The sequence below is a fragment of the Granulicella paludicola genome, assembly GCF_025685545.1.
Taxonomy (GTDB): domain Bacteria; phylum Acidobacteriota; class Terriglobia; order Terriglobales; family Acidobacteriaceae; genus Granulicella; species Granulicella paludicola.
The window spans coordinates 284,182-310,677 of record NZ_JAGSYC010000024.1; the positions used below are offsets into that span (position 1 = coordinate 284,182).

The window sequence follows — 26,496 nt, forward strand, 5'->3', positions numbered from 1 at the left end:
GCGATAGCCGAAGTTGCGGTCTATCGAAGAGCAAGATATAGGAAGAACCCGATAAAAACTGCGGCGACACCGCCCACGAGCACGCTGATGTAGATGGCTGCCTGACGCTCTTTGCCCGGCTTCGGACGCGTGATGCCGACGCTCCAGATGAAACCTTCGCTGACGATATCCGTAACCTTTGTCATCCTCATCCTCCTGTCACCTCTATTCAAGAATGAAGGTGGGCGCATCTTTGGATATGCAAATCCTGCGGTAAAAACTTGCATATTTCGCAAGTTCTGCACATCGTAGAGAGATGGAGCAGGAACAGGGCAGAATCTCGGTGTTGCGAAAAGACCAGCTGGTGCCGCTGTTTGCGAAGCCTGGACGAAAGGCCGTGAAGTCGCAGCCCTGGAAAGGACTGCTGCTTGAACAGCACGAAGTCTCAGCGACTGAGATTCCTGAACATGAGCATCGCGAACTCTGCCTGCATCTGCAGATACGAGGTGACTCTGACTTCGAGTGGTGGTCCGAGGGGCGGAACCGGATCGAGAAGACTGCGCCGGGATCGCTGATTTTGCTGCCCGCCGGGACGCGGGACCGTTTGCTCTGGCAGGGGAATTCGGAGCGGATCGTAATCTCGATCGCACCTTATTTGTTGCAGAGCCTGGGTTGCGAACTGGGCCGAGACGAGTCGCCGCGCTTCGCGGCGAACTGGCGGCTGCAAAGCTCTTCGTTGCGTCCTTTGATTGCCGAGATGGGTCGCGAAGCTGCGGAGGGGTGGCCGCTTGGCGGGCTATACGCAGACCTGCTGGCGATGAGCCTGTCGAAGCAGTTGTTGAGCCGCTACGCGACGGAGCGCTTAGTGCTGCCCGCGCTGCGCGGAGGTCTAACTATGCCTCGGTTGCGACGCGCGATGGAGTTTATGCGGGAGAACCAGAGCCGCGATCTGCGACTGGATGCGGTTGCGGAGGTTCTTGGACTGAGCGCGTTCCATTTTGCCCATGCTTTTCGGGAGAGCGCGGGACAAACTCCATATCAATATGTACTCGATCAGCGGATGGGGCGAGCGAAGCAGTTGCTGCGAGAGACGAACTGGTCGATGCAGGAGATTGCTGAACAGAGTGGGTTCGGCTCGGCTGTGAACTTTGTGCGGGCGTTTCGGCAACGCATTGGGGTGACGCCCGGGATTTGGCGGTTGCAGTGACCCCCCGGGGAGGCGCCAGTATCTTCAAAATGAACGGGACTGCGAGGTGACACGCAGGCTCAAGCGTTGTAGCGAAGGAGAAGACAGGTGACATTGTCCGCGCCGCCGAGTGATTTGGCTTCGTCGATGAGCTTCTGGCAGGAGGTCTCAAGCTGTAATGGATCGACGAGCTCTGCGATGCGGGGGGCGTTGCAATAGCGGGTGAGGCCATCGCTGGCGAGGAGCACCGTGTCACCGTCCTTCAGGTCGATGAAGAAGAAATCGGGTTCGACTTCGCGGGAAGCGCCGATGGCGCGGGTGATGGTGGAGGCGAAACCCTCGAGGTCGAGGTTTGGAACGTCTTCGATCTTGACCTGTCCGGAGCGGACGAGTTCGTTGACGTAGGAGTGATCGAGGGTAAGCTGCATGGCATTGCCGCCTTGCAGCATATAGGCGCGGCTGTCGCCAACGTTGCCGATGAGGAGCTTGGAGCCATCGTAGGCGGCGGCGACGAGCGTGGTGCCCATGCCTTTCTGGCCTTCGTATTCGCCTGCCTCGCAGACGGCTTTGTTGGCGGCACGGATGGCGAGCGAGAGACGGATCTCGATGGGGGTCTCAAGTGGTTGCGCTGCGAAGGTGCTGATGACGGTGCTGCAGGCGATGGAGCTGGCGACCTCACCGGCGGCCATACCGCCCATGCCGTCGCACACAACGTAAAGCTGGTGGGTGGGATCGTAGCCGAAGTTATCTTCGTTGTTGGTGCGCACGCAGCCCATGTCGCTGAGCGCGGCTACCTCGATGGCATTAATCGTCATTTGGTGGCTACCTTGATGGTGCAGTGCAGCTGGTGCATGAAGGCCGGGTTGAGCATCGCCGCTCCGGGACCGCCGACGTCGAAGGTGAAGTCGAGGGGAACGCCGCTCTGGCTGTTGACGGTCTGTCCGTTCATCGCGAAGATGAACTCGAGTTTGTTGGCTGCGGGGTGCTTGGCGCCGTAGGCGAAGTGGAAGAGCGACCAGGGACCGGTGTAGTCGGGGCTGGTCTGCTGACCTGCTGTGACATGGACCTTGCCGGTGGGGGCAGAGATCCAGGTGAAGGATTTTGCGGGACCAGCCGAATCGAGCTTATTGCCGTCGATATCGACGGTAGCCGGCGGAAGGTTCTTGACGGCTTCCTGGGTGAGGGAGAAGTCGAGTTTGGTGGTGGGGAAGAAGGTCGCGGTGATGGTCTGAGCGGCGTTCATGAAGTTGAGAAAGCCCGGGTTGATGGCGACGTTCGAGCCCTGGGCCTGGATGTAGCGCTGACCGAGAAGCGTGATGTTAGAGGTCTGCGTCTGGGCGAACTGGGCGATGGCTCCCTGGCCGGGACCGAAGACGGCAGCGACCTCGGCGGGCGTCGCGTCCTCATGGGAGTCAGGGCTGAAGGGGAACTTTTTGGTGAGCGCGTCGACTTGGGCGCAGAGAGCCTTGGCACCGCCGCCAGCCGCGGCCGCTTTGCCTGCACCAGAGAGGTCTTCGGCGTTCTTAATGGGGGCGAGCAGGATGGCTTCGGAGGTGGTGTCCATGCCACCTGCGGGGTCGGGTGGAACGAAGCCCGAGCGCACGGCATTGACGGCGGAACGCGCGGCGGTGGCGGCCGTGTCGATGGCGCTGAGCGCAGCTCCGCTAGGCGTGGTGCCGGGAGCACCGAGGCTGGAGAGTGCGGTATCGAGTCCGCCGAGGCCGGTGACGTAGCCCTGCGGCAACGCGGTGCCTTTGGGGGGAACGACGGACTGAGGCGCTTGGAAGGGTTTGCTGAAGGCATCGTTGGCGACGGTGGTGTTGTCGGAGATGAGCTGGAAGAGCTCGGTCATGGGCGAGCCGGGGCCGGACAGGGCGTGGATCTTCTTTTGCGCTTCGGGGAAGCTGCCGCCGTTGACGATGTGCGCCGCCTTGAGATAACTGCGCCAGGCGTTGAGGAAGTCGGTGAGGTAACGGGGCGGAAGCTGTGCGTTGAGCTGGACTCGCTCGACGCCGGGACCGGTGGCGGGGCCGAGCACCCATTCTTCGCCGCTGGTGTAGGGCTCGGGGTGCAGGATGGCGTCCTGCATAAAGGAGTAGCCGCCTTTGGTGAAGGCGCCTTCGACCTCGTAGCTATCGACGACGTAGGCGGCGGAGCCGGGGTAGAGATCGTTGAAGCGAATGGAGCGGAACTTGCGATCGGCTGCGGCCTTCATGCTGATGTAGACCTGCTCGATGCCCTGGAAGTGGCTGAGGAAGGAGCGGGCCTGCTGCACAACGGGCATACGCGGAGCTCCACCGAGCTGGGCCATGCAGGAGTTTGGCAGTGGCAGCGTGGCGGTGTAGGTCTGGAACTGCGCGGTGGAGAGATCGGTGGCGGCTGTGGGCAATGTGTTGCTGCCGACCCAGGCTTTCTCAAGATCGCCAGCGGTATCGGAGGAGCTTTTCTCGGGGTTTGAGGTGCTGATAAGGTAGGCGCGTAGAGGGCGATAGGTGGCGGTGTATTCGTCCGTGGGGCGACGGTCGGGCGGCAGGGTCGCGAAGGTTTGCACGAGGTTTGCCTGCGTGGGTGAGAGCAGCAGGGTGCGGAAGCGGTTGCCGTAGGCGGAACACGCGGTGGCGTAGAGCTTGTCGCCGGGGTAGAGGCCGAACTTGTAGAAGAGGGGAGCGCCGTTCTGCTGGTAGTCAGCGATTTGGGCGAAGACGACGCGGAGTTTTTCGAGGTTCTGCAGATCGGTGAGCGAGGCGAGATCGCCGTGGCTGACGGATTGGGTGGACATGCTGGCTGCGGCGCGAAGGCGATCTTCGAGCGCGGCGTTTTTTGCGTAGGAGATGGTTAGGCAGATGAGATAGAGAGCGAGGCAGGAGGCTGCACCGATGATGAGTGCGCGCTTGACGAGGTTGACCTTGGTGCTGGCGCGGCTGGTGTCGAGGGCGCTGCGGTCGGCCATGACGATCCGCGGGAGCAGATGAGGGAGAAAGACCCACTGCGGGACGCGCCGAGTGGTGCGCTGGGGTGCTTGTGGCTGAGCCGCTGGCATCGTAGCGGCATTGAAGGAGAAGATGCGGGTGGCACCGGCGTCCTGCGCTGCAGGAGGAGTTGCTGGCGCGACGGATGGAGCGGACATCTCCTCGATGACATGGGCGCGGATGCCCGAGAAGTAGAATCCACGCAGGAAGGGATTGACGCCGAGGCGGCTGGGGCGACCGGCTTCGACGAGGAAGTCGACGATGAGGGCGCGAAGCTTGCGAAGTTCACGGGGGAACTCGTAGGAGCGGGCATTGCTTTCAGGCTGATTGCCGCGCGAGAGGATCTCTGTGCGGAACTCGGAGAGCGAGTAGGCGAGTTCATCGAAGCGCGCAGCGGTCTGTTGGGTGGCGCGCTCGGAGTAGAGGCCAGCGCCTGCATCAATGCGGGCGAGGAGAGCGCCGAGGGGCTGGCGGACTTCTTCTTCGGTGAGGTTGGCGGCGTAGTCGGCGAAGGAGGGGATGGTATCGAGCTTGGTGAAGAGAACGTAGACGGGGAGCGAGATGCCGAGGGTTTCGGAGAGCAGGCGAAGACGCTCGTTGAGGGTCTGTCCGAGGATACGGATGGCGTCGGGCGAGGTGGCGGTGGTGAGGCGCTCGATGCTGATGCAAAGTACAGCTGCGCGGGTGGGTTGAAGGCCGCCGCGCTTGAGCGCTGTGGTGAGCTTGTGAGGTTGCGTGAGGCGAATGAGGCGTCGCCACAGAGCGGGTTGGCGCAGAAGCGGACTGCCTGCTTCGACCATCGCGCCGGAGCCGGTGTACCAGATGTTGGCAAGCTGCGTGGGAGCGACGAGGTTGTCGCGGTAGACCTCTCCTGCGAGGAGTTCAGCGTCGAGGCCGGACTGGAGGATGGTCTGTGTCTTGGCGGAGTTCTCATCGCCGAGTACGTAAACGAGAGGGATGCCCGCGAGTGATTTGGCTCCACCGGGTGAGGCTTTGAGGCGTGCTTCGGCGGAGCGGACGAGCGCGTCGAGGTTGACGGTGTCGGCGGTCTGCGGCTCGGCGGGATCGTGAAGGGTGGCTTCCTTGCGGCGCATCATGATCACGGCGATGATGGCGCCGACACCGACGAGGGCCATGACGCCGACGAAGAGGATGAGCCGGATGCCATCGAGATGCAGGGCCAACGCCACGACGACGATGAGGACCATGAAAAGAACGAAGATAAGCGTGCCGATGAGATAACTGCGTTTCACAGCGCCACCTCTGCAGAGAACGTGTGCTGAAGAGAGCTGGTGGTGACGCGGCTGAGACCGCCGCTGAGCAGTAGGTAATAGCTAAGGAAGGCGATGACAAGGAGGAAGGCGACGGCGCCGGTGAGAATGGTGAGACGTCTGATCCACGGGTCGCGCTTTGCGGTGGAGACGACGGCGGGGGCTTCGCTGACGCGAAAGAGAGAGACGCCGCCGCGGATGCGCAGGATTTTTTCACGGATGCGACGTTGGATGTTCTGGATCTCGCCTGCTTCACTGAAGGCGAACTTGCCGCGATAGCCGAGCAACAGACAGACTTCGTGGAGTTCGAGGACGTCGGCGACCTCGGGCGTGTCGGGTTGTTGCAGAAGATCGGCGACGTGCCGGAAGAAGTACTCGCCGGCGAAGTGGCCGCCGAACATCTCCTCCTGCAAGGGGCGGCGCGACCAGTCGGCGAAGGTGGGATCCTGGGAGTTGAGAACACTCTCATCGAGGAAGCCGACGATGGCGTAGAGCGCCATCTGCGAAGCCTGATCGGAGTAGCCGGAGCGGCGTGCCTGCTGCGCGGCGGTGGCGATCATCTGGCGGATGTTGTTGCGGAAGCCGACGGCATCGGAGACGCGCTGCGTGCGATAACGCACGCGAAGGATGACGGTGATGACGTCCTGGAAGTCGAAGGCGAGACTGCCGGTACGCAGCGGAGGAAGTTGAACGGGGGAGGTCATGCGGTTGCCTCAACGAGGATGGTGACTTCGAAGGTTGCATTGCCCAGATCGCCGGGCAGGTAGACGCCGAATTGTTTGGTGGCGAGAGTGTGTTCCCAGCAGGGACCGCGGGTGTCGATGCTGAAGTAGTGCATGTCAACCTGTGCGGCGAGTGCGGAAGGCGGGATGGGGAGGTGAACGAGATCGAGACCAGGGAGCGCGCGCTGTACGAGCTTGACGACGCCTTCAGCGGAGCAGCACTTGACGAGGTTGGGGACGAGTCTGAGAAGTGTGGAGTCGCCGATGTTGGAGCGGACGCCCAAGATCCAGCGCGCGCGGCGAAAGCAGCGCTCATCGGCGATGGTTGCTATGTGGACATATTGCTCGGCAGGGCGGAAGTCGAGAGTGACAACGTTCGAGGGAACGATGATCTCGAGGTGGCGGAGGATGTGATCTTCGAGCTCGGAGAAGGTGCGATTGAGATGGAGATGGTCGTAGGCGGGGATGGAGTCGGGCGTCGAATCGAAAGAGAAGGTGCAGAGTGAGCCGGACATCTCGGCGAGGATGCTGTAGAGCTCCTCAGGATGTCCTTTACGGCTGACAAGCTGCTGGTTGAGCGCGGGCGCAACCGAGCAGAGTGCGTGCAGGAACCAGTAGTTGGCGACATCGAGCGCGGAGCTGCCTGCCTCGAACTGACCGGAGCGCTTCTGGCCGCGTCGCGTGACGGCGATCTTGTCTTCAATGGCGATGGAGAGACGCTTCACGCGTCGCAGCAGGTCTTCGACGACACCGATGTGAAGCAGAGGTGGAAGGAAGGTCTCATCTGCGATGAAGCCACCTTTGCCGTCGCGGAGGATGCGTGCGACGGGGAAGGAGACGGAGTTGGGGGTGAGTTGAGCGGCGCTGCAGAGGAGAAGGTTTTTGCGGCCGAGGGTGACGGGATATTCCTCGGTGGAGATAGTCTCGTCGCGGAGTACGTGCTCGATAGTACCGTAGCGCGAGTTTGCAGAGTTGGTGAGGTCGGTATCGAGGCCTTGGGCACTGCGGCCCGGGACGGCGAGATGGAGGAGGAGTTCGCTGTCGGTGGGGGAGAATAGATCGGAAAGCGAAAGCGGTTCGGGGATGGGATCGCTGTCGGGAACCTCGAATACGAGGCCATCGGGAAAGATGCCGGAGGCGTATCGAAGGGTGGCGCGGCCATTGCGCACGGCATCGGCGTCGAGTGCGAAGCTGAGAAGTCCCCAGGGATGGTTGCGCAGGCTGCCCGAGAGAAACCAGAGGGAATCTTCGAAGTAGCGGCTCTGCATCTGGAAGTGTTGCGGGCTGAGGTGCATGCCCTCCGACCAGACGACGCGCGACAGGAATTTCATGGGCACAACCTATGCTGAGGATATTCAGTCCAGGGGCCCGGTTGCGCCGACCCAGCATCGGGTCGTTTTACACTGTCGTCTACAGATCAAATGACGAGGTTGCTTCGCGCGGCAACGTCGTAGATTCAGTACGAATACTGAAGCGTTTGAAGTTTTCGTTTGACCTATAGCGGCTATGCTAGGAACAATACTGTCGACTGTCAAGTGATGAAGTCTCGTCACGATGACGTCTGCGTGAAAAGATTCTCGATATTATCCAACGGGCCCCCAAGAGGAGTTGCGATGAAGGATTTTGACGCAGAGGATTTGTTGCGGCAGGCGCAGGGAGAATCCCCGATGAGCGGGGCAACGGGTATCTTTGGGACCGTGGAGTCTGCACCTGTAGCCGCGGTGGCTGAGCCTATCCCTCCAGTGGTGATGACCTCTCCTGTACCTCACGTTCATGAGGTCGTGTTTCAGGCAGATGAGAGCGGAGAGATGGATCCGCTGAAACGTGTACTGAATGCGAACGCTCCAGCAGCGGGGGTGAACCCAACGCTACCCGCGCCGCCAGCGGCGAACTCGATGGGGTTTACACAGCTGCTTAGCACGTTGAGCTTTAAGCCGCCGGTGGCAGAGCCTACAGCGGTAACGCCTCCGCCTGTTCCGGCAGCGGACCCTTCTGCGGGTGGCTTCACTCAAATGTTCGAGACGCTCGCGCCGACTCCGGCATCGGCACCAGTCATACCCGCAGCCCCTGTGTTCTCCGCGCCTGCTCCCGTTGCGCCGGCACTATCGGCATCGGTCGCTGGAGGCTTCACACAGCTGTTCGAGACATTGAACGCCAAGCCTGCCGCTGTGCCTGTAGCGCCTGCTGCTGCGCCATCAGCACCAGTGTTTTCGGCTCCTGTCGCGCCATCAGCCCCATCTTTGGCTGCGCCCGTGATGCCCACTGGATCATCAGGCGGGTTTACGCAAATCTTCGAAGCTCTCGGATCCACGCCTGCTCCGAGTACCCCTCCCGCTCCGGCCGCGTCGACACCAACTCCGAGCGCGGCTCCGGCCGCGAGTTCGTTCACCCAACTCTTTCAGGCGTTGGATACGAAGCCGGCTGCGTCGACATCAGTGTTCATTGCGCCTGCTGCCGCTCCGAGTGTTCCGTCTGCCGGGTCGCTGACTGAGTTCTTCAAGACAACAGAGCCTCCTCATGCTTCATCACCACCAACTGCTCCAAGCGCGCCGGGCAGTTTTACGCAGCTATTTCAGGCGTTGCCGTCACAGCCTCGAGCTGGTGAAAGCCAGGCGGATGCATTTCCACCGATCGGGCGAGAGGCGTCACCTGCGCCTACCTATTCGGCACCTCCGCAAGAGCAGCCGAGGCCTTACGGCGTTGGCTCCTATGATTCGCCAGCGTATTCTAGCGCTGCTCTTTCGCCGCTGCCGTCGCCGAGCAGCCCGCCTTCTGCCGGTGGATTGACGCAGATGCTGCGCACGCTGGAGTCGCCGAACCCGGCACCTGCAAGTGTTGCGCCCGCCGTCAGTGCTGCCCCGCCCATGGCTCCTGCTACTCCGGCGTACGGAGGGGAGTCGATTACTTCGATGCTGCAGACGATGGGCAGTGCTCCGCCTGTAGCATCGGCGCCACAATCGCTACAACCGTTGCCGGCTGCTGCGATGCCGAACAAGGAGTTCGCAGGTCAGTCGCCGATAATGCATTCAGGAGCTACGACGGTCTTCAACACTTCGCCGACACCGCAGGCGATACAGGCGCAACCGATGTCTTCGGGGCCGGGGGAGTTTACTCGCATCATTCACTCATCGGCATTGCGTGAGAGCCTCGCGAAGGGAAGCAGTGCTGCGGCTCCACCCGCGCCAGTGGCTGCTGCTCCACCGGCTGCTGCCGCGATGCCACAGTGGGCGATGCCGCAGATGCATCAAGCGCCGCAAATCCCCCATGCACCGCAAATCCCCCATGCACCGCAAATACCTCACGGCGGCGGTGGTGGTGGGTTTGCAATGCCGCATCTACAGGTGCCCACGATGCAGGCTCCTGCGATACCGACGCCCCCTAGTCCTACTGTGGCTGTGAGTGGCTCATCGAAGTATCTGCCCATTCTGCTGATCATCGTGATTGTGTTGCTGGTCGCGATTCTGCTGGCTGTAGTGCTGATGATGAAGCACTAGGGACAGCCGGAAGGCGTCCGCCGAAAGCCGCAATTCGCTCTGTAAGTGGTTGAAGCTTTTTTTCTGAACGGTTTTGTAGCAGGACTGAACTTCGGCCTTTTCCAGGAGCAGCGTCGCGCTTATTCAATTACGACCAGGTGTGGGCAGCAGGATCACCAACTCCATCTCCGGACGCAGGAAGTCTGATGGGGCGTAGACGGCAAAGTTGCGTGCGCGCACGAGAGCCTCCCAGAACTGGCCACTCTGCTCGATAGAGAAGTACTGGTGGCCGAGCTTCACGGGAATGGCGCGTGGCGGGTTCGAAACGTGCGTAAGCCGCAGCCCTGGCAGTGCATGGCGGATCAGGTTTTCCAGCTGCGCTGCGGCGCTGACCTTCATGAGCTTCGGTGCGCGGTCGATGATGTCTGCGTCTCGCATGTCGGCAGAGACGGCGAGGTACAGTCGCGTGTTCTCGAGATAGGAATCCTTGTCGATCGAGGTTGCGTAGATGGTGTCGCGCAGATGCTTGAGTGGCAGGGAGACGAAGCTGCTGGGGACGACTGTTTCAAGCATGGTGCGGATCATGAGATCGAGCTTTTGGAAGCAAGGCCCTGGCTGTTCATGTAGGTAGGACGGGAGATCGCGCGGATCGATGGTGGAGGAGAAGGAGGTCAGCGCGCCGGCGAGATCTGACATCTGGCTGAAAAGCTGTGCAGGTGCCACTTGCTCCGATTGAAGCAGGTGGCGCAGTCCCGGCAGGCGTGTGTTAATCGTGTAGAGGAGCCAGAAGTTTGCTACGTCCGAGGCACTGAAATCGGCGAGTGATTGGTTCTTCTGGCGTCGGCTGCCTGCCAGCTGCGTGCTGCGGGTAACCAGCAGTTCGACGAGGCTGCGCAGTGTGCTTCGGATGAGCTCGCTGGCCTGGGCGTTGATGAGCGGAGGAACGAAGGTGGGGTCGGCGAGGAAGGTGCCGGTATCGGTTTTGAGGATGCGTGCGCAGGGCAGGAGAACGGAGCCTTCCTGGTTTTCTCCGGATGCGATAAGGCGAAGATTTTTGTGCGCGAGCTGTACGGGTTTGTCGCGATTGCCTCCACCGTTCTCGTCGCGGGTCATCTGCATGTGCGCGGTGAAGCGTGTGCTGGCAGTGGCGCTGCCGATGGATACGTTGATGGCACCACGACGATATTCCGGGATGGCGAGATAAAAGTCGCAACTATCCTGTCCAGGTGCGAAACACTTCTCAAGCGCGCGGCCTCGCGGCGCAAGATCGGCGGAAGGAATGTCAAAGGGAAGAGCATCAGGAAAGACTCCCGATGCCACAGCGAGGGCCAGCGTGCCTTCGGTAAGCCCTCTTACGTCGAGCTGTAGATTCATGAACCCCCAGCCATTACTACTGAGCGATTCGAGATAAAAGCGCACTGAGTCTTCAACGAAGCGCTCTTGCGCTTGCAGATGCTGAGGCGAGAGAAAGGTGCCCTTGGACCAGATGACGGGTTGAAGCTGTCGCATGTTGCAGGCTCCGTGCTCGGGGCGACGCGCTCGCAGGAGCGCTGCCTTGCCGCGCGATTATGTGTGTTGACTTTGAAGCCTACTGTAAATCAAGCCTGATCACAGATGCGGTGAGAGTTCGCGCGTAGGCAATTTGAAAGTTAGGTTATTCGAGATTTAACTGGACACGGGATTGCACGGAGCGTGATACTTCCGCGCGTAGGTGTAACTCTATCCTGCGGCGATACAGATTTAATCGTCAGAAAAAACTTTACATGGACCCATTTCTTGTGGTCTTGTGATGAGTACATTCCTACCTGCTGTCGGGCCCCCCTTATAACTTGCATCGTCTTGGAGCTATTCAATGGCTAGGGAAAGCACGCAGCATAAGTTGGATCGGGTGCGTTCGCCGCGCGTCCAGATCACGTATGACGTAGAGGTCGGGTCGGCGATCGAGATGAAGGAACTGCCCTTTGTGATGGGTGTTCTAGGCGATCTGACCGGTCAACCCGAAAAACCGCTTGCCGCCCTGAAGGACCGCAAGTTTATCGAAATCAACCCTGACAACTTCGACAGCGTGATGAAGGGGATGCAGCCGCATCTCGCCTACTCTGTCGCGAACAAGCTCAGCGACGATCCCGATGCCGGCCAGGTGAAGGTCGATCTGCGCTTTGAGAGCATGGATGATTTCTCACCTGAAAACGTCGCCAAGCAGGTGAAGCCGTTGAAGGACCTGCTCGATCTGCGCACACGCCTTTCGGATCTGCGTGGCACGCTTCAGGGCAACGACAAACTGGATGAAATGCTCTTTGAGGCTGTGTCTAGCACGGAAGCGCGCGAAAAGCTGAAGTCCGAGATTGGCTCGAAGGGAGAAGCCCATGAGTAGCTCAACGAGTCCGCTTGCAGCGGCAACCACCACGGAGGAAACGACAGCCGCTCCCTCTCTGCTCGATTCGCTTGTAGCGCAGGGTCGCTTCAGCGCAGACGCAGGCAGTCAGGCACGTGGCCGCGACATGGTCAAGGAGTTCGTCAGCCAGGTCCTCGACGGACAGATGACGCTATCGCGCGATGCTGAGGCCAGCATCGGTGCGCGTCTGGCCCAGATCGATCGCCTGATCTCTCTGCAGTTGAACGAGGTGATTCATCACCCGTCGTTTCAGAAGCTTGAGGCGACGTGGCGTGGCATCAAGTACCTGATGGACCAGAGCGAGACCAACGACAACCTAAAGATCAAGGTTCTTAACGTATCGAAGAAGGACCTGCTGCGCGATCTGCAGCGTGCGCCCGAGTTCGATCAGAGCGCGATGTTCAAGAAGGTTTACGAAGAAGAATTCGGCGTCTTTGGCGGCGCGCCTTTCGCAGCGCTGCTGGGCGACTACGAGTTCGGTCGTGGGCCGGAGGACATGGAGCTGCTGGAAAAGGTAAGCCAGGTTGCCTCGGCGGCTCACGCACCGTTCCTGTCAGCGGCGTCGCCGGAGCTGATGAACCTTTCAGACTACACACAGCTCGGCGCGCCTCGTGATATGTCGAAGATCTTCGACAGCACCGAGTATGCGAAGTGGAAGGCTTTCCGCCAGTCGGATGACTCTCGCTATGTAGCTCTGACGCTGCCGCATATCCTGATGCGTGATCCGTACGGCAAGGAGACGCGGCCGGTAGAAGCATTCGACTTCGAAGAGGATGTTGACGGACGCGACCACCACAAGTATCTGTGGGGCAATGCTGCCTACGGTCTGGGCGCACGACTGACGAACTCCTTCGCGAAGTATGGCTGGTGCGCTGCGATTCGCGGTGTGGAAGGCGGTGGACTCGTCGAAGGTCTAACGGCTCACAACTTCAAAACCGATGAGGGCGATATCGCCTTGAAGTGCCCAACAGAGGTCCAGATCACGGACCGTCGCGAGAAGGAGCTGGCGGACCAGGGGTTCGTGCCGCTGGTGCACTGCAAAGGTACGGACTACGCGGCGTTCTTCAGCGCGCAGACCTGCAACAAACCGAAGACGTACGACAAGGATGAGGCGAACGCCAATGCCAAGCTCTCGGCGCAGCTTCCGTACATTCTTGCGATGTCCCGCTTCGCGCACTATCTCAAGGCGATGATGCGCGACAAACTTGGCAGCGCCATGAGTCGCTCTCAGGCGGAGCAATATTTGAACCAATGGGTTTCGAACTACGTGGTTGCGAGCGATAACGCTTCGCAGGCTGCCAAGGCTGAGAAGCCTTTGCGCGAGGCGCGTATCGAGGTCATGGAGGTTCCGGGCAACGCCGGTGCCCTGCGTGCCGTGGCATTCCTCAAACCGCATTTTCAGTTGGATGAATTGACTGTTTCGCTTCGGCTCGTCGCCGATCTACCGGCCCCCGCAAAGTAGTATCCCGCACCCCTTGGATCTCCAGGATCCGGAGCTGCGGCAACTGGATTCAAAGATCGAAGCGAGGCCATGATGGCCCTTCGCCCAACGTCAGCCAGCGGCCAGTCGCCGCTCCATTCCGAAGTGCAAGGCAGAGAAAAGGAGAAGGACCATGGCAGTAGATTTTTTTCTGAAGTTAGACGGTATCAATGGTGAGGCAATGGACGAGAACCACAAGAACGAGATTCGTCTCCTCTCGTGGAGCTGGGGCGCGAACCAGGTCACTTCGGTGTCCGGTTCCGGCGGCTCAGGTGCAGGCAAGGCGTCCCTAAGCGATATGAGCATCATGAAGGATTTCGACGCTGCGAGTCCGCTGATCTACAAGGCATTGCTGATGGGAACCCACATCAAGACGGCGACCCTGACGGCATCCAAGTCCTCAGGAAGCGCGACGGGAACTCCCTTCCTTAAGATTGACCTGGGCGAAGTATTTGTCACGAGCCAGCAGCTCAGTGGGTCGAGTGAGATACCGACCGAATCGATCTCTTTCAGCTACAACACCATCAAGATTGATTACAGCAAGCAAAACGAGACAGGCAATCTGACGAGCACCGGTGCGGTCACTTATGACCTGAAGGCCAACAAGGTTAGCTAACAGGGGACTATGACTCCACAGGAACTCTATCGAGCTGGGGAGTTGGGACAGGCAATCAGGGCGCTTGGCGAAGAGCTGCGGTCGAATCCGCTCGACGCCAAGCGCCGTACGTTCCTGTTCGAGCTTCTGTGTTTTGCTGGCGAATATGATCGTGCCGAAAAGCAACTGGATGTGCTTGCGGACCAGAACCCGAAGTCGGGTCCGGCCACATTGCTTTACCGTAGTGCCCTTTATGCTGAGCGTACACGGCAGGAGATGTTTTTGAAGGGCGAAACCCCGGCGGCCGAGGACGATGAGGCTCCTGCTGCAGGCGGTAGCCTGGATGGTAGAACCTTCACCCATCTAAGCGATGCAGACCCCCGCATTGGGGATCATCTTGAGATCTTCATCGCGGGCACTTATACGTGGATTCCGACGAAGTATATTGAGCGCCTCGAGATCGAGGCACCGAAGGACCTGCGCGATCTGCTATGGGCGCGCGCGAGGATCGATTGCAGTCCTAAGTTCCGGCTGCAAGAACTCGGTGAAATTTTGCTGCCGGTTCTCTCGCCGCTGTCGTATCTCTCCACAGATGAGGCGGTTAAGCTGGGCCGAGCGAATGACTGGGACGAAGATGCGGAAGGCAACGAGCGACCGAAAGGACTGAAGTTTCTTCTGGTCGACGGGGAAGAGATTCCATTGATCGAGGTTCGGAGCATCGTGTGGGGTACCGGGGTGGAACCGGCTGGAGAATTGACCGATGCCACTGCGTGACGACCTCCTGGAACCAATCGCAGGGGAGAATCCCTCTGGCCCGAGCCTTCAGTATGACAAAGTCTTCGACCAGATCAAGGAAGCGCGGATAGAGGAGGACGACTCGCTCCCGACAGGAGAGTGGGGACGCGCGCCCAAAAAGGCGGACCGTGCGCTCGTCGTCAAGCTGGCAGGGGAGGCTCTGGCGACGCGCAGTAAAGACTTGCGTCTGGCGAGCTGGTATCTCGAGTCCATCGCCCGAAAAGAGGGCTTTGCCGTTCTGCAGCCTGGCATCGAGTTTCTACAGGCACTGCAGGACCAGTTCTGGGAGACAGTACATCCAGAGCGGGACGAGGACGGTAACGCTGATTTACGGATTGGGGCGATGGAAGGCGCGGCGAATATGCTGGCGGCCTCGGTGAAGGCGACGGGTCTGACGCGGGACGGGATTCCCTGGGTGCAGTATCAGGACGCGCGAGCGCTGGGCTTCGAAGGCGACTCGATGAACGATGCGAAGCTCGCGATTCGCAACGATGCGATCGCCCGGGGCAAGATGACCGGCGAAGACCTTCAGCGGTCAATTGATGCGACACCCAAGGCTTTTTACGCTGCGGCCGATGCGCAGCTGGCGGCCACACTTGAAGCCATTGAAGCTCTCGATATCTTTCACGAGGAGAAATATGGCTCGGACTATCCGAGCTTTACCAAGCTGAAATCGACGGTGGTAGAGGTCAAGACGATCATCAACGGCGTCCTGAATGAGAAGCGCAAAACTGACCCGGATCCGGTCGAGGTCATTCCCGAAGAGGCCTCGGAAGAGACAGACCAAGCCGTTGAAGGTGGAGAAGAGGCGAGCCCCGAAGCGGGCACATCGCTTCCGGCACGACGCACCGTACCGGCAGGAGCTCCAGGTGGCGTGGAGGATGCGTACCTGCAGGTGGCGGCTTGTGCGGAGTATCTCAGTGGAAAGAGTCCTGCATCTGCGGTGCCGTATCTGCTTTGCACTGCGCTGCGATTGGGAGAGACGCGCGGCGCCGATCTCACGAACTTCAGCTTCGCGGTCGCTCCGCCGACGGAGGTCCGTCAGGCGATGCGCAAGCTGGCGGGGGAATCTAACTGGACTGAGCTGATGAAGCTCTGCATTCGTACGCTGCCGGAGCCTTGTGGCCGCGTTTGGCTGGACCTGCAGCGTTACACCTGGAGAGCGGCACAGGGGGCAGGCAACGAGACGCTCGCAAAGATCGTAGTCAGCACGGTTCGATCGCTGCTGACAGACCTGCCCACGCTGAGAACAATGACCTTGAGCGACGATACCTCCGCGGCAAATCCTGAGACGCAGCAGTGGCTCGACGCCGAAGTCTTACGTGCAAGTGAATGAGCTGGAGTTTGTGAGGGAGAGGCAGTATGGCTCGATCGAAATCCGATGCGCCGGTAACGCAGTCATTACTCGATCGCCTGACCTCGTCCGTCGATCTTCCTTCAACGCGGGCGGCCTCGATCCAGATGTACAAGAACGGCATCAAGCGAGATGTGGAGTGGCTGTTGAACACGCGCCGCACCCCGTGTAAGCAGATCGAAGAGTATCCGCTTGCAGGAAACTCGGTGTTCAACTATGGCCTGCCGGATGTGAATGAGCTGGGTGCTTCGTCCACTGATAGCGCGCGGGTACTGCAGATTATCCTCCAGACACTGCGATCACACGAGCCACGCATACACGATCCGCGGGTCTCGGTGGTCCGGTCAGACACGTTGAAGCGCAGTATCCAGTTTCACGTAGATGGACACATCCTTGTCGAGAACAGCGAAGAGGACATCAGTTTTGACACCATGCTGAAGGTCATTACAGGAGAGTACGAGGTCAAGTAGCACGATGCGCGAGGAGATGCTGGAGTACTACGAACGTGAACTCACCTATCTGCGACAGATGGGCGGCGAGTTCGCGCGCAAGTATCCCCGCGTGGCAGGGCGCCTTCTGTTGACTGAGGACAACTGCGAAGACCCGCACGTGGAACGGCTGCTGGAAGGCTTTGCGTTTATGGCAGCGCGCGTGCATCGCCGCATCGATGACGACTTCCCGCAGTTGTGCGAGGCTTTGCTGAATCTCCTCTACCCGAGTTATCTGCGGCCGATCCCGGCGATGACGATTGTGGAATGTATCGCCGATCCCGCTCTGGGAAAGAAGACCGCAGGCATGACACTTCCACGCGGCACGCAGATGGCGAGCAAATCTACTGTAGACAAGCTGGCGGTCCGCTTTCGCACCAGCTACGACGTGGACCTGTGGCCGTTCCGGGTCTCGGAAGCGGAGTGGCGTCAGCCGGAGAGATTGCCGGGGCAACCCCGCGCGTCCACTGGACAGCAAGCCGTTGCGGCGGCGCGGCTGCGATTGACGTGCCTGCCGGATGTCAGCTTCGATGGGTTGCCAATCCAAAAGCTACGGCTCTATCTGGCAGGCGATGCCGCAGTGGTGTATCCACTGTACGAATTGATGGCGCAGAACTGTATCGAGATCCAAGTGCATGAGCTTGGCGGCTCCAAACGCACACTGCTGCTAGGGCCTGAGTATCTGAAGCCAGTCGGCTTTGATCCTGAAGAGAGCGTGCTGCCGTTCAATCGACGCTCAATGGATGGCTACCGGCTGATGCAGGAGTACTTCACTCTGCCAGAGAAGTTTCTCTTCTTCGACCTGGAAGGTCTCGACCAACTGGCAGGCAGCGACTTCGGTAGCGAGGTCGACATCATCCTGCTGTTCTCTCGCTTTGAGCGGCCGGAGCGTCAACAGGTTCTGGAGCAGGGCGTAAACGATCGAACCTTCCGCCTGAGCTGCACGCCTGCCGTGAATCTGTTTTCGCAGACGGCGGAGCCCATCCTGTTGTCGCAGCAACGCTCGTCGTACATCATTGTCCCAGACCAGCGGCAGTCCGAGGCGATGGAGATTTACAGCATCGACGACGTGGTTTGCAGCAATCCTCTTATGCGCGAGACCACGCGCCTGGAGCCGATTCACAGCTATCGGCACCAAACGCGCACAGAGAGCAATATCGCCTACTGGAGCGCGACGCGCAGAATGAACGAGCTGGGCGAGCGTCAGCCATCGGCAATGCATATTTCGGTTGTGGACGTGAACGGTCGCATCACCAATCCCCAAGCTGACGTGCTGACGGTGAAGTGCACCTGCACGAACTTCGACCTGCCTTCACGTGTGACTTTCGGCGCGCCGGGAGGAGACTTCGAGGTGCCGGGCTTTGCCGCGGCGAAGCAGATCACGTCGTTACGCAGGCCCACGCGAAGTTACGATGCACCAGATGGCCAAGGACAGCTTTGGCGGCTGGTCTCACATCTTTCGTTGAACTATCTCTCGCTGAGTGAGGATGGTCGAGGTGCGCTGCAGGAGATACTGCGGCTGCATAACTTCACGGACTTCAATTATCTGGAGAACCAGATTGGCGCGCTGACACGAATGGCAGTGTCGCCGCACTTCGCGATGGTGGTTTCAGACTATGGGCTTTCACCGGCACGAGGCATGGCCGTGGAGATGGAGTTAGACGAGCAGCAGTTCACGGGAGCGAGTGCCTATCTGTTCGCCTCCGTGGTTGATCGCTTCCTCGCAGGATACGCGTCCATCAACAGCTTTACGCAACTCACAGCCAGGACGAATCTGAGAAAGGAGCCGATGAACACATGGCCTCCGCGATCCGGGAATCAGGTGCTGCTGTAGAAGACCCAGCCCAGTTGGCAGTGGTAACGAGCGGGTACGATCCGTTCGAGCAGATCCGTGCCCTTCTGGAGCAGGAGCCATTTCGCGTGGAGTTTTTTCAGGCCGTGCGCCTGCTGCATCGCATGGAAGGGAACCGCAGCGCGGTCGGTTATTTTTCTGCGCCACATATGGAGGCGATTCGATTTTCCGCGCTGCCATCTCTTCTCTATCCACCCAGCCAGTTATTTGAGCTCGAGCGGCAGCAGGACGGGCAGCTAAGGCTGGTCGTGCAGTTCTTTGGTCTGTCGGCGGCGGTCACAATCATGCCGCAGATTTACACCGAGTACCTGCTGTCTCTGAACAAGGAAAAGGACACGGCCATGACCGAGTTCTTCGACCTGTTCAATCATCGATTGATCTCACTGTTCTATCGCGGCTGGGAGAAGTACCGTTTTTACATCGGCTTCGAGGCTCGGGCGGAAGATAGTGTAACGCCACGGATGCTGGACCTGCTGGGCCTAGGCACGATGGAGATGCGCCAGCGCAGTCAGCTGCGCGACGAAGCGTATCTGGCCTACTGTGGCTTGCTGGGCAGGCACGTTCGAACGGCGGACGGGTTGCAGCAGATTCTTTCCGATTACTTTGAGGTCTCGGTCGAGGTGATGCAATTCGCCGGAACATGGCGTTCGCTTTCGTCGGAGAACCTTTCCTTTCTCGAAGGCAGGCGGCGCGCAAGCGAAAATCTTGGCATCGGCACGATCGTCGGTGGGGAGGTCTGGGATCATCATGGCAGAATCCGAATCTCTATCGGACCGATGTCCTTCGAGCGGTACGTCAGCTTTCTACCTGGCAATGACGCGCATCGGGAGCTGACCGACTGGGTACGGTTTTACTCTGCTGGGCAGTATGAAGCCGAGGTGCAACTGATCCTGCTCCGTGAAGAAGCGCCTATGTGTGAGCTTGGCCTTCGTGGAAGGCAGGAGCCCAAGCTCGGATTGACCAGTTGGTTGAAGACGCGGTTACAGCCTCGCGATCCGGGAGATGCGGTGTTCTTGTTGTCGTAAGTCTGCAGGTGAGTCAGGAATCGCGTTCGGGCCCTCAAGTTCCACATTCGAACCCCACGTTGCATGAGGAGATATCGGCATGAGCCTGAACCTGAAGTCCCTGATCGCCAAGCTAAACGATTCGACCCGGAGCTCGCTCGAAGCCGCAGCGGGCCTGTGTGTATCCCGCGCACATTACGACATCGAGATCGAGCACTATCTATTCAAGACGCTGGACGCGAGCGACAACGACATTGCCGCGATTCTGAAACACTTCAACGTCGACAAGTCGCGCTTTACGGCAGACCTGCAGAAGAGCCTGGACAAATTGAAGAGCGGCAACGCTCGCTCGCCTGCATTCAGCCCTACGCTGGTGAAGATGTTGAGCGAAGCATGGACTTTAGCGTCGATAGAGTTCGATGCGGGCAGCGTGCGTACCGGCTTTACGCTGTTGGCGCTTCTGCAGAATGAGGAACTCGCGCGCGTGCTGCGAGAGATCACGGGCGAACTCCGCAAGGTCGATCCCGAAGGTCTGCGCGTGGCGTTCTACGATATCGTTGCGAACTCACGTGAGAAGCAGGCGCCGCTTACTGCGGGAACCGTCTCTGACGGACCAGAGCGCAGCGGCACGCCATCGCCTTCAGGAGGAAAAACGCCACATCTCGATCAGTACACCGTCAACCTGACGGCGAACGCGAAGGCTGGCAAGATTGACCCTGTGCTTGGTCGTGATGCTGAGGTCCGGCAGATGATTGACATCCTCATGCGGCGGCGGCAGAACAATCCAATCCTTACCGGTGAAGCGGGGGTCGGTAAGACGGCTGTCGTGGAAGGATTCGCGAACCGTGTGGCGCAGGGCGATGTGCCTCCGGCATTGCAAGGCGTGCATATTCACTCACTGGACCTTGCACTCTTACAGGCCGGCGCGAGCGTGAAGGGTGAGTTTGAGAACCGTCTCAAAGGGCTTATCAATGAGGTAAAGTCATCGACCGAGCCGATCATTCTGTTTATCGACGAGGCGCATACGATGATCGGCGCAGGAGGGCAGGCAGGACAGAACGATGCGGCCAATCTGCTGAAACCGGCGCTGGCCCGCGGCGAACTTCGCACAATTGCGGCGACGACATGGGCGGAGTTCAAGAAGTACTTCGAGAAGGACCCGGCGCTCTCTCGTCGTTTTCAGGTGGTGAAGGTGGAAGAGCCGACGGAAGAGGTTTGCTGCACGATGCTGCGTGGCATTGTAGGAGCGCTGGAGAAGCATCACGGGCTGCGCATTCTCGATGAGGCGATCACGTCGACAGTGAAGCTCTCGCACCGCTATCTCGCCGGTCGGCAGCTTCCGGACAAGGCTGTCAGTGTGCTCGATACAGCGTGTGCACGGCTGGCTTTGAACCAGAACTCGCAGCCTGCGTCGCTCGAAGATGTGCAGCGCCGCATCGACAGCCTGCATGTCCAGAAGCGCATCTTGGAGCGCGAGGTAGCGATTGGCGCAAACCATGCCGAGAAAATCGCGGCCATTGACCGGGACGTGGATACGTCCACCCATGAGCTGAACGAGCTGCAGGCGCAGTGGGAGAAGGAGAAGGGCGTCGTCGGAGAGATACGTGAGCTGCAGAAGCAGCTAGAAGAGGCGCAGGCCAACAAGACGGAACTTCCTGCCGGGACGAGGGAAAAGCTTACCTCGCTCGAGAAAGAGTTGATTGATATGCAGGGCGAAAAGGGGATGATCGGCGTCGCTGTCGATTCGCAGATTGTGGGCGAGGTAATCTCGGCGTGGACGGGTATTCCGCTGGGCAAGATGGTAAAGGACGAGATCAACACAGTTCTAACGCTGGCCGATCAGTTGAAGAAGCGGGTCATCGGACAGGACCATGCGCAGGAGGCGATCTCGACGCGCATCATCACATCGCGCGCGCAAATGGATGACCCGGTCAAGCCGGTGGGCGTATTTATGCTCGTTGGCCCATCGGGTGTTGGCAAGACGGAGACCGCAATCAGTCTTGCTGATTTGCTCTACGGCGGTGAGAAGAACATGATCACCATCAACATGTCGGAGTTCCAGGAGGCGCACACGGTCTCCACGTTGAAGGGTTCGCCTGCGGGTTATGTCGGCTACGGCGAAGGCGGTGTGCTTACGGAAGCTGTGCGTCGCAGGCCTTATTCGGTGGTGCTGCTGGACGAGGTCGAGAAGGCTCACCCGGATGTGCTGGAATTGTTCTTTCAGGTGCTGGACAAGGGGCGTATGGATGATGCGGAGGGTCGCGAGATCGACTTCCGCAACACGATTATCATCCTGACCAGTAATGCCGCGACGGATACGCTGATGAAGTTGACGGCCGATCCTGAGACGGCACCCACCGATGAAGCTTTGCTGAAGGCCATGAAGCCGGAGCTGGATAAGATCTTCAAGCCTGCGTTTCTGGGGCGCATGATGATCGTTCCCTTCTATCCCATCCGCGACGAGAACCTGAAGAAGATCATCAAGCTGAAGCTCAGCAAGATCGTGCGCAGGCTTAAGGAGACGCACCACGTTGATCTCATCTATGACGAGGCGATGCTGAATGAGATCGCCAGCCGTTGCACCGAGGTTGAGAGTGGCGCACGCAACGTCGACAACATTCTCTCCAACACGCTGCTGCCAGAGATGTCGCGCCAGATCCTCGGTCGGCTCGCGGAGGGTAAGACCGCGGAAAATGTTTCGATCACAGTGAAAGATGGCAAGTTGAGTTATGAGTGGGGCAGCGCGCAACTCGTCGCGGTGTAAGTAGAGCAGGTGAAAGAGGTACAGATTATGCCGACGTACAAACAAGCTGACAGGTTGATGCAGATCACGACGGTGCTGGAGAAGGACCTGCTGCTGATCCAATCACTGGAAGGGGTGGAGGGACTATCGCGTCTCTTCGACTTCCAGGTGGAGCTGCTGGCAGAGATAGGCACCGATATCGACCCGTCCACTCTGATCGCTACGAAGGCGACTGTCGCAATTGCGCTGCTCAGCTCTCAGGGTTCGCGCTATGTCCATGGTGTGATCGCCGCTTTGGAGCAGACCTCCGGGGACGATAACTTCGATGTATACCGAGCCCATATCGTTCCTTCGCTTTGGCAGTTGACCTTGAGTGTCAACTGCCGGGTCTTTCAGGATAAGACACCGATGGACATCATTAAAGATGTGATCGCGCCCTATGCGCTCACTGTCTCCGATAAGACGGAGTCCACGGGACAGACGCTCGACTACTGCACGCAATACAACGAGACGGACTTCAACTTCATCAGTCGCGTCGCGGAGCAATATGGGATCTTCTACTGGTTTGAGCACAAGGACGGAGACAACGTCGTCGTCTTCGGCAACAGTCGTGAAGGATACGACTCGAACTCACAGACGCTTAACTATGCTCCGCAGGCAGACGGAAACCAGGACCTCTACCAGCCGGTCATCAACGATATTCGCGCGACCGCTGCAATGGTCACCGGCAGACACAGCTACCGCGACTACGATCCCCACGGCCGTGTCGCCATCGTCGGGGATCCTGTCGAAAGCGCGCAACCGGCAGGGAAGAACGCGCTGGAGCGTTACGAGTTTCCATCGCCAGGAACAAGTGCGGTCAAAAAGCTATCGAAAGATGGATCCCGGAAGTCCGACGCCTACAGCGATCCGATCCTTAAGTATCAGCTCGATGCGAGCGACGTGAACTACAACACGTTTCACGGTGTCAGCACCGCACGTACCATGTTCCCGGGCGGCGTCTTTGAGATGGCCATGCATCCCAGAGATGCATGGAACAGCAGTTACTTGCTCACGGAGGTAGCGCACTACGCCGTTCAAGTGCCGAGTTATCTCGGTAGTGAGGACGCAGCCTTGGCGCCTTACAGCGCACGCTTTGCGGCTATCGAAAGTGAAAGACTCTTTCGTCCCGCAGCGCGCACTCCAAAGCCGCGTGTAGCCGGCCCTCAATCTGGCATCGTCGTTACCCCATCCGGCGAAGACCTGTACGTCGACGAGCAGGGCCGAGTATGCGTGCAGTTCTTTTGGGACCGCGAGCGACAGGCAGACACCATCGATAACACCTGGGTACGAGTGGCCCAGCCATGGGCTGGCAGCGGCTGGGGCACGTATTTCTGGCCGCGCAAGAACGATGAGGTGCTGATCCAGTTCCTGAATGGCGACCCGGATGCTCCTGTGGTGATTGGTTCGGTCTACAACGCCGTAAACATGCCGAAGTACAAGCTGCCGGATATGAGCACCATGACTGGAGTGCTGACTCGCAGTTCCAAGGGCGGTGGCGCTTCCAATGCGAACGAGCTCCGTTTTGAGGATAAGAAGGGCTCGGAAGAAATTTACATCAACGCCGAAAAGGACATGAACGTCAACGTAGAAAATGACAACTATCGCAACGTCGGCAATAACGAGGTCGTCGAGGTGAAGCAGTCGAGATGGATGACAGTCGATATGAACCAGACGACCGTGGTGAAAGGAACGCTGAACGAGGCCATAACTGGTGACACCAGCCTAAAAATCAGCGGGGCCCTCAAGGAAAAAATCGAGGGCGATACCGACATCGCGTACGGCGGCAAGCTGACCGAGAAGACCGGCGGAGACTATGCCATGAACGTCGGAGGCAATCATAACGAGAAGGTCGGTTCGGTTTACGTCGTCGACTCCGGGCAGGAGGTCCACATCAAAGGCGGCATGAAAGTCGTCATTGAAAGCGGCATGGAACTTTGCCTGCAGGGAGCGGGCGGGTTTATTACGATCGGCCCGGCAGGCGTCGCTATCTCTGGGACGATGGTGCTTATCAATAGCGGTGGTGCAGCCGTACCTGGAACGCCAGCGGTTGTCACAGACCCACAGGACCCAGTCGACCCGACGCCCCCCCCGGGAGGCTCTTGGCGAGAGAACTCCTAGTCGCTCTTGCTTCGATTCTTACTTCGCAGAGAACCTGCCACGCTGCATGGTGACCCTTGATAGAGCCCGCAGATCAATCCGGAGGAGCTTCGAACTTTCCCACCGTCGGCAGATGGATGATGACGATTTTGCCTCAGGGATGGGCGGTGATTTACGGATTCGGTATTCGCCAAATCGCTTCAGGCCAGGAAGCACTCCTGGCCAATGTCGCCTTGGGGCAGGACGATCTTCAGTCGGCGGAAGAGTTCGATACGTACCTGGCAGCTCAGGCGAAGATGATCCAGTCCAACCTTATCGAGCCGAAGATCGCGGGCCCGCAACCTACCTCGTTTCCTGACTGCGACGAGGCGCGAATGATGATTGTGCTGCATACGCCCGAAGCGGACACAGTCATTCATGTTCAAACCTATGTCCGGATCGGGTTATGGGTTGGCATCATTACGCTGACAGCCTCGCAGCAGCAATTGCAGAGTGTGCGACCGTACTCGGACCAGTTCACCAAGGGGCTGCGCGTGTTGCCAGCCCCCGATTCGACCGATTTAGAGCCGCGGCCTGCGGCTCCTTTACAGACCTGAGGCAGAGAGGAGAAGACGATGCCCCCAGCAGCTCGCGTCACCGACATGCACGTCTGTCCGATGGTCACCGGCATCGTGCCCCATGTGGGTGGCCCTATTCTGCCTCCCTGCGCGCCAACCGTGCTGGTAGGGTTCTTACCCGCCGCCAGGGTGACAGATATGCTCACCTGCGTTGGACCGCCGGACATCATCATCATGGGCTCGACAGGTGTATTTATCGACTTTCTCCCAGCGGCGCGCATGGGCGATCCAACAGCGCATGGTGGCGTGATTGTTCTGGGCGAACCTACCGTGATGATCGGTGAGATCGGCTCACCCGCACCAGGGGCCGGTGGCATGGGAGGTATTGCAGCCGGACTGGTGGCTGCTGCCGGAGATTCGCAATTAGGGGGTGGCGGCCTGAAAGCTTTTCTCTCCAAAGCTGCTGCGGCGATGGGTATGCCAAATGCATTACCCCCCGATTGGGCTCCCGGAGGAACGCAGAAAAAAGCTGTTGCCGAGGTCAACCCTACGAACAGCCAGAAGAACTGCGGTTACATTACGAATGCTGTTGTAGACCGTATCAAGGGCACGGATCCCAGCGAGACGGCGCCTGATAAGGGACCGGTGGGTGTGTCGTTCATGGAGCAGCGGAATAATACACACATCACTTTTGGTAAGACACTAAACGAGGCGTTCGATGCAGTTAAGCAAGGCGGGAACGGTACTGTGGCTATTGTCGTTATCCTTTGGCCACCGCCTGGTTCCGGGGGGCATGTTGTAGCCTTGAGCAATGATGGCGGTGTGGTTGGTATTGTGGAAGGTCAGGACTGGGGTCCCGGACAGCCAAAAGAAGTGATTACCGATGTGTCTGCAGCAAACCAGAGGTATAACCCTGATGGGAAAAGCAGTATCGGTTATGGCCTTGTACCCTAGCCAGTTATCTATTTGCCAATGGGCACGGAGCTCTCGAAACCGTCATCGGATTACTATCTTTGCCCTGACGGCGATCATCCTGGTATTTCTGTCAAACGCAAGCGGCGAAGCCGCACAGTCCAAGAAGAAGGTGACTATGTCCCATCCAGTGAACCAAAGCGAAGCGTTAACTATTGCAAGCCATGCTATCTATACGCTTATGCCGGATGCGAATTTCATCATCCTCACCGAACACACGGTCGAGCGAGACTTTGGCTGGGTATTCTTCTATGCACCGCGCCGCTATTTGGAGACCCAGGACCCCCGGGATATGGTTTTGGGAGCCGGTCCCGTGATCGTTCTTCGCCAGGATGGAAGCACTCACTTTCTGCCTACCTCCGTATCACCGCCAGCAGCGATTGAAGCCTTCGATAAAGAGTGGAAGAAGGCTCATCCCCAGTAAATTGCGCTTTAGAAGTTCCTGAACCAGGCCACGTGAGACGCGATATCAGTCTTGTTCTCGATGTTCCTGACAAACTAGTCGCTCAACAGCGGCTGGCG

21 protein-coding genes are annotated in these 26,496 nt (G+C 59.1%); 15 read left to right on the forward strand and 6 right to left on the reverse strand.

Annotated features, from left to right (window positions below):
• Positions 1 to 20: 20 nt before the first annotated feature.
• Positions 21 to 185 (reverse strand): hypothetical protein, encoded by a 165-nt coding sequence (locus OHL14_RS10540; RefSeq protein ID WP_263379303.1) that lies wholly within the window; start codon positions 183 to 185, stop codon positions 21 to 23.
• Between the two features lie 110 nt (positions 186 to 295).
• Here OHL14_RS10540 and OHL14_RS10545 point away from each other — a divergent pair, with 110 nt between their 5' ends.
• Positions 296 to 1,186 (forward strand): helix-turn-helix domain-containing protein, encoded by an 891-nt coding sequence (locus OHL14_RS10545; protein ID WP_263379304.1) that lies wholly within the window; start codon positions 296 to 298, stop codon positions 1,184 to 1,186.
• 59 nt (positions 1,187 to 1,245) lie between these two features.
• Here the strand turns inward: OHL14_RS10545 and OHL14_RS10550 are convergent, their stop codons facing one another.
• The 4 genes from OHL14_RS10550 to tssK (OHL14_RS10565) are packed head-to-tail and all read right to left on the reverse strand — an operon-like array spanning position 1,246 to position 7,458.
• Positions 1,246 to 1,980: a protein phosphatase 2C domain-containing protein gene (locus tag OHL14_RS10550; protein ID WP_263379305.1), complete on the reverse strand. Its 735-nt coding sequence runs from the start codon at positions 1,978 to 1,980 to the stop codon at positions 1,246 to 1,248.
• Entirely contained in the window at positions 1,977 to 5,387 is a 3,411-nt protein-coding gene (locus tag OHL14_RS10555) for an ImcF-related family protein (RefSeq protein ID WP_263379306.1), read from the reverse strand. The genes OHL14_RS10550 and OHL14_RS10555 overlap by 4 nt, the downstream gene beginning before the upstream one ends.
• Positions 5,384 to 6,109 carry a DotU family type IV/VI secretion system protein gene (locus OHL14_RS10560; RefSeq protein WP_263379307.1) on the reverse strand — a complete coding sequence of 242 codons (726 nt, stop codon included), beginning with the start codon at positions 6,107 to 6,109 and terminating at the stop codon, positions 5,384 to 5,386. The genes OHL14_RS10555 and OHL14_RS10560 overlap by 4 nt, the downstream gene beginning before the upstream one ends.
• Positions 6,106 to 7,458: a type VI secretion system baseplate subunit TssK gene (tssK, locus tag OHL14_RS10565; RefSeq protein ID WP_263379308.1), complete on the reverse strand. Its 1,353-nt coding sequence runs from the start codon at positions 7,456 to 7,458 to the stop codon at positions 6,106 to 6,108. The genes OHL14_RS10560 and tssK (OHL14_RS10565) overlap by 4 nt, the downstream gene beginning before the upstream one ends.
• Before the next feature lie 282 nt (positions 7,459 to 7,740).
• Here tssK (OHL14_RS10565) and OHL14_RS10570 point away from each other — a divergent pair, with 282 nt between their 5' ends.
• Positions 7,741 to 9,621: a hypothetical protein gene (locus OHL14_RS10570; RefSeq protein WP_263379309.1), complete on the forward strand. Its 1,881-nt coding sequence runs from the start codon at positions 7,741 to 7,743 to the stop codon at positions 9,619 to 9,621.
• Positions 9,622 to 9,744: 123 nt separating this feature from the next.
• Here OHL14_RS10570 and tssK (OHL14_RS10575) read toward each other — a convergent pair whose 3' ends face one another.
• Complete coding sequence (gene tssK, locus OHL14_RS10575) at positions 9,745 to 11,109, reverse strand: type VI secretion system baseplate subunit TssK (protein WP_263379310.1); 1,365 nt, start codon at positions 11,107 to 11,109, stop codon at positions 9,745 to 9,747.
• Positions 11,110 to 11,452: 343 nt separating this feature from the next.
• Here tssK (OHL14_RS10575) and tssB point away from each other — a divergent pair, with 343 nt between their 5' ends.
• From tssB to OHL14_RS10640, 13 genes are all read left to right on the forward strand, one after another.
• The gene (tssB, locus tag OHL14_RS10580; protein WP_263379311.1) at positions 11,453 to 11,974 is read left to right on the forward strand and encodes a type VI secretion system contractile sheath small subunit; all 522 of its coding nucleotides are present in this window, start codon (positions 11,453 to 11,455) and stop codon (positions 11,972 to 11,974) included.
• Positions 11,967 to 13,457 (forward strand): type VI secretion system contractile sheath large subunit, encoded by a 1,491-nt coding sequence (tssC, locus tag OHL14_RS10585; protein WP_263379312.1) that lies wholly within the window; start codon positions 11,967 to 11,969, stop codon positions 13,455 to 13,457. Before tssB ends, tssC begins: the two co-directional genes overlap by 8 nt.
• A 151-nt stretch (positions 13,458 to 13,608) precedes the next feature.
• Positions 13,609 to 14,091, forward strand: a complete 483-nt coding sequence (locus OHL14_RS10590; RefSeq protein ID WP_263379313.1) for an Hcp family type VI secretion system effector — start codon at positions 13,609 to 13,611, stop codon at positions 14,089 to 14,091.
• A 9-nt stretch (positions 14,092 to 14,100) separates the two neighbouring features.
• Positions 14,101 to 14,844: a type VI secretion system accessory protein TagJ gene (locus tag OHL14_RS10595; protein WP_263379314.1), complete on the forward strand. Its 744-nt coding sequence runs from the start codon at positions 14,101 to 14,103 to the stop codon at positions 14,842 to 14,844.
• Positions 14,831 to 16,201 (forward strand): type VI secretion system protein TssA, encoded by a 1,371-nt coding sequence (tssA, locus tag OHL14_RS10600; protein ID WP_263379315.1) that lies wholly within the window; start codon positions 14,831 to 14,833, stop codon positions 16,199 to 16,201. The genes OHL14_RS10595 and tssA overlap by 14 nt, the downstream gene beginning before the upstream one ends.
• Positions 16,202 to 16,227: 26 nt before the next feature.
• On the forward strand, positions 16,228 to 16,689 hold the full coding sequence (gene tssE / locus OHL14_RS10605) for a type VI secretion system baseplate subunit TssE (protein WP_263379316.1): 462 nt from the start codon (positions 16,228 to 16,230) through the stop codon (positions 16,687 to 16,689).
• A 4-nt stretch (positions 16,690 to 16,693) separates the two neighbouring features.
• Positions 16,694 to 18,541, forward strand: a complete 1,848-nt coding sequence (tssF, locus tag OHL14_RS10610) for a type VI secretion system baseplate subunit TssF (protein ID WP_263379317.1) — start codon at positions 16,694 to 16,696, stop codon at positions 18,539 to 18,541.
• A complete protein-coding gene (gene tssG / locus OHL14_RS10615) occupies positions 18,505 to 19,584 on the forward strand; it encodes a type VI secretion system baseplate subunit TssG (RefSeq protein ID WP_263379318.1) in 1,080 nt (359 codons plus the stop codon). Before tssF ends, tssG begins: the two co-directional genes overlap by 37 nt.
• Before the next feature lie 79 nt (positions 19,585 to 19,663).
• Positions 19,664 to 22,327 carry a type VI secretion system ATPase TssH gene (gene tssH / locus OHL14_RS10620; protein ID WP_263379319.1) on the forward strand — a complete coding sequence of 888 codons (2,664 nt, stop codon included), beginning with the start codon at positions 19,664 to 19,666 and terminating at the stop codon, positions 22,325 to 22,327.
• Between the two features lie 27 nt (positions 22,328 to 22,354).
• On the forward strand, positions 22,355 to 24,466 hold the full coding sequence (locus OHL14_RS10625; RefSeq protein WP_263379320.1) for a type VI secretion system Vgr family protein: 2,112 nt from the start codon (positions 22,355 to 22,357) through the stop codon (positions 24,464 to 24,466).
• A 116-nt stretch (positions 24,467 to 24,582) separates the two neighbouring features.
• Positions 24,583 to 25,041 (forward strand): hypothetical protein, encoded by a 459-nt coding sequence (locus tag OHL14_RS10630; RefSeq protein ID WP_263379321.1) that lies wholly within the window; start codon positions 24,583 to 24,585, stop codon positions 25,039 to 25,041.
• 18 nt (positions 25,042 to 25,059) lie between these two features.
• Positions 25,060 to 25,956 (forward strand): PAAR domain-containing protein, encoded by an 897-nt coding sequence (locus OHL14_RS10635; RefSeq protein ID WP_263379322.1) that lies wholly within the window; start codon positions 25,060 to 25,062, stop codon positions 25,954 to 25,956.
• A 136-nt stretch (positions 25,957 to 26,092) separates the two neighbouring features.
• The gene (locus OHL14_RS10640; RefSeq protein ID WP_263379323.1) at positions 26,093 to 26,398 is read left to right on the forward strand and encodes a YrhB family protein; all 306 of its coding nucleotides are present in this window, start codon (positions 26,093 to 26,095) and stop codon (positions 26,396 to 26,398) included.
• Positions 26,399 to 26,496: the final 98 nt, after the last annotated feature.

Bases quoted from the DNA above. Each gene is read 5' to 3' on its own strand.
- OHL14_RS10540 (WP_263379303.1), bottom strand. From the start codon at position 185: ATGACAAAGGTTACGGATATCGTCAGCGAAGGTTTCATCTGGAGCGTC.
- OHL14_RS10545 (WP_263379304.1), top strand. From the start codon at position 296: ATGGAGCAGGAACAGGGCAGAATCTCGGTGTTGCGAAAAGACCAGCTG.
- OHL14_RS10550 (WP_263379305.1), bottom strand. From the start codon at position 1,980: ATGACGATTAATGCCATCGAGGTAGCCGCGCTCAGCGACATGGGCTGC.
- OHL14_RS10560 (WP_263379307.1), bottom strand. From the start codon at position 6,109: ATGACCTCCCCCGTTCAACTTCCTCCGCTGCGTACCGGCAGTCTCGCC.
- tssK (WP_263379308.1), bottom strand. From the start codon at position 7,458: ATGAAATTCCTGTCGCGCGTCGTCTGGTCGGAGGGCATGCACCTCAGC.
- OHL14_RS10570 (WP_263379309.1), top strand. From the start codon at position 7,741: ATGAAGGATTTTGACGCAGAGGATTTGTTGCGGCAGGCGCAGGGAGAA.
- tssK (WP_263379310.1), bottom strand. From the start codon at position 11,109: ATGCGACAGCTTCAACCCGTCATCTGGTCCAAGGGCACCTTTCTCTCG.
- tssB (WP_263379311.1), top strand. From the start codon at position 11,453: ATGGCTAGGGAAAGCACGCAGCATAAGTTGGATCGGGTGCGTTCGCCG.
- tssC (WP_263379312.1), top strand. From the start codon at position 11,967: ATGAGTAGCTCAACGAGTCCGCTTGCAGCGGCAACCACCACGGAGGAA.
- OHL14_RS10590 (WP_263379313.1), top strand. From the start codon at position 13,609: ATGGCAGTAGATTTTTTTCTGAAGTTAGACGGTATCAATGGTGAGGCA.
- OHL14_RS10595 (WP_263379314.1), top strand. From the start codon at position 14,101: ATGACTCCACAGGAACTCTATCGAGCTGGGGAGTTGGGACAGGCAATC.
- tssA (WP_263379315.1), top strand. From the start codon at position 14,831: ATGCCACTGCGTGACGACCTCCTGGAACCAATCGCAGGGGAGAATCCC.
- tssE (WP_263379316.1), top strand. From the start codon at position 16,228: ATGGCTCGATCGAAATCCGATGCGCCGGTAACGCAGTCATTACTCGAT.
- tssF (WP_263379317.1), top strand. From the start codon at position 16,694: ATGCGCGAGGAGATGCTGGAGTACTACGAACGTGAACTCACCTATCTG.
- tssG (WP_263379318.1), top strand. From the start codon at position 18,505: ATGGCCTCCGCGATCCGGGAATCAGGTGCTGCTGTAGAAGACCCAGCC.
- tssH (WP_263379319.1), top strand. From the start codon at position 19,664: ATGAGCCTGAACCTGAAGTCCCTGATCGCCAAGCTAAACGATTCGACC.
- OHL14_RS10625 (WP_263379320.1), top strand. From the start codon at position 22,355: ATGCCGACGTACAAACAAGCTGACAGGTTGATGCAGATCACGACGGTG.
- OHL14_RS10630 (WP_263379321.1), top strand. From the start codon at position 24,583: ATGATGACGATTTTGCCTCAGGGATGGGCGGTGATTTACGGATTCGGT.
- OHL14_RS10635 (WP_263379322.1), top strand. From the start codon at position 25,060: ATGCCCCCAGCAGCTCGCGTCACCGACATGCACGTCTGTCCGATGGTC.
- OHL14_RS10640 (WP_263379323.1), top strand. From the start codon at position 26,093: ATGTCCCATCCAGTGAACCAAAGCGAAGCGTTAACTATTGCAAGCCAT.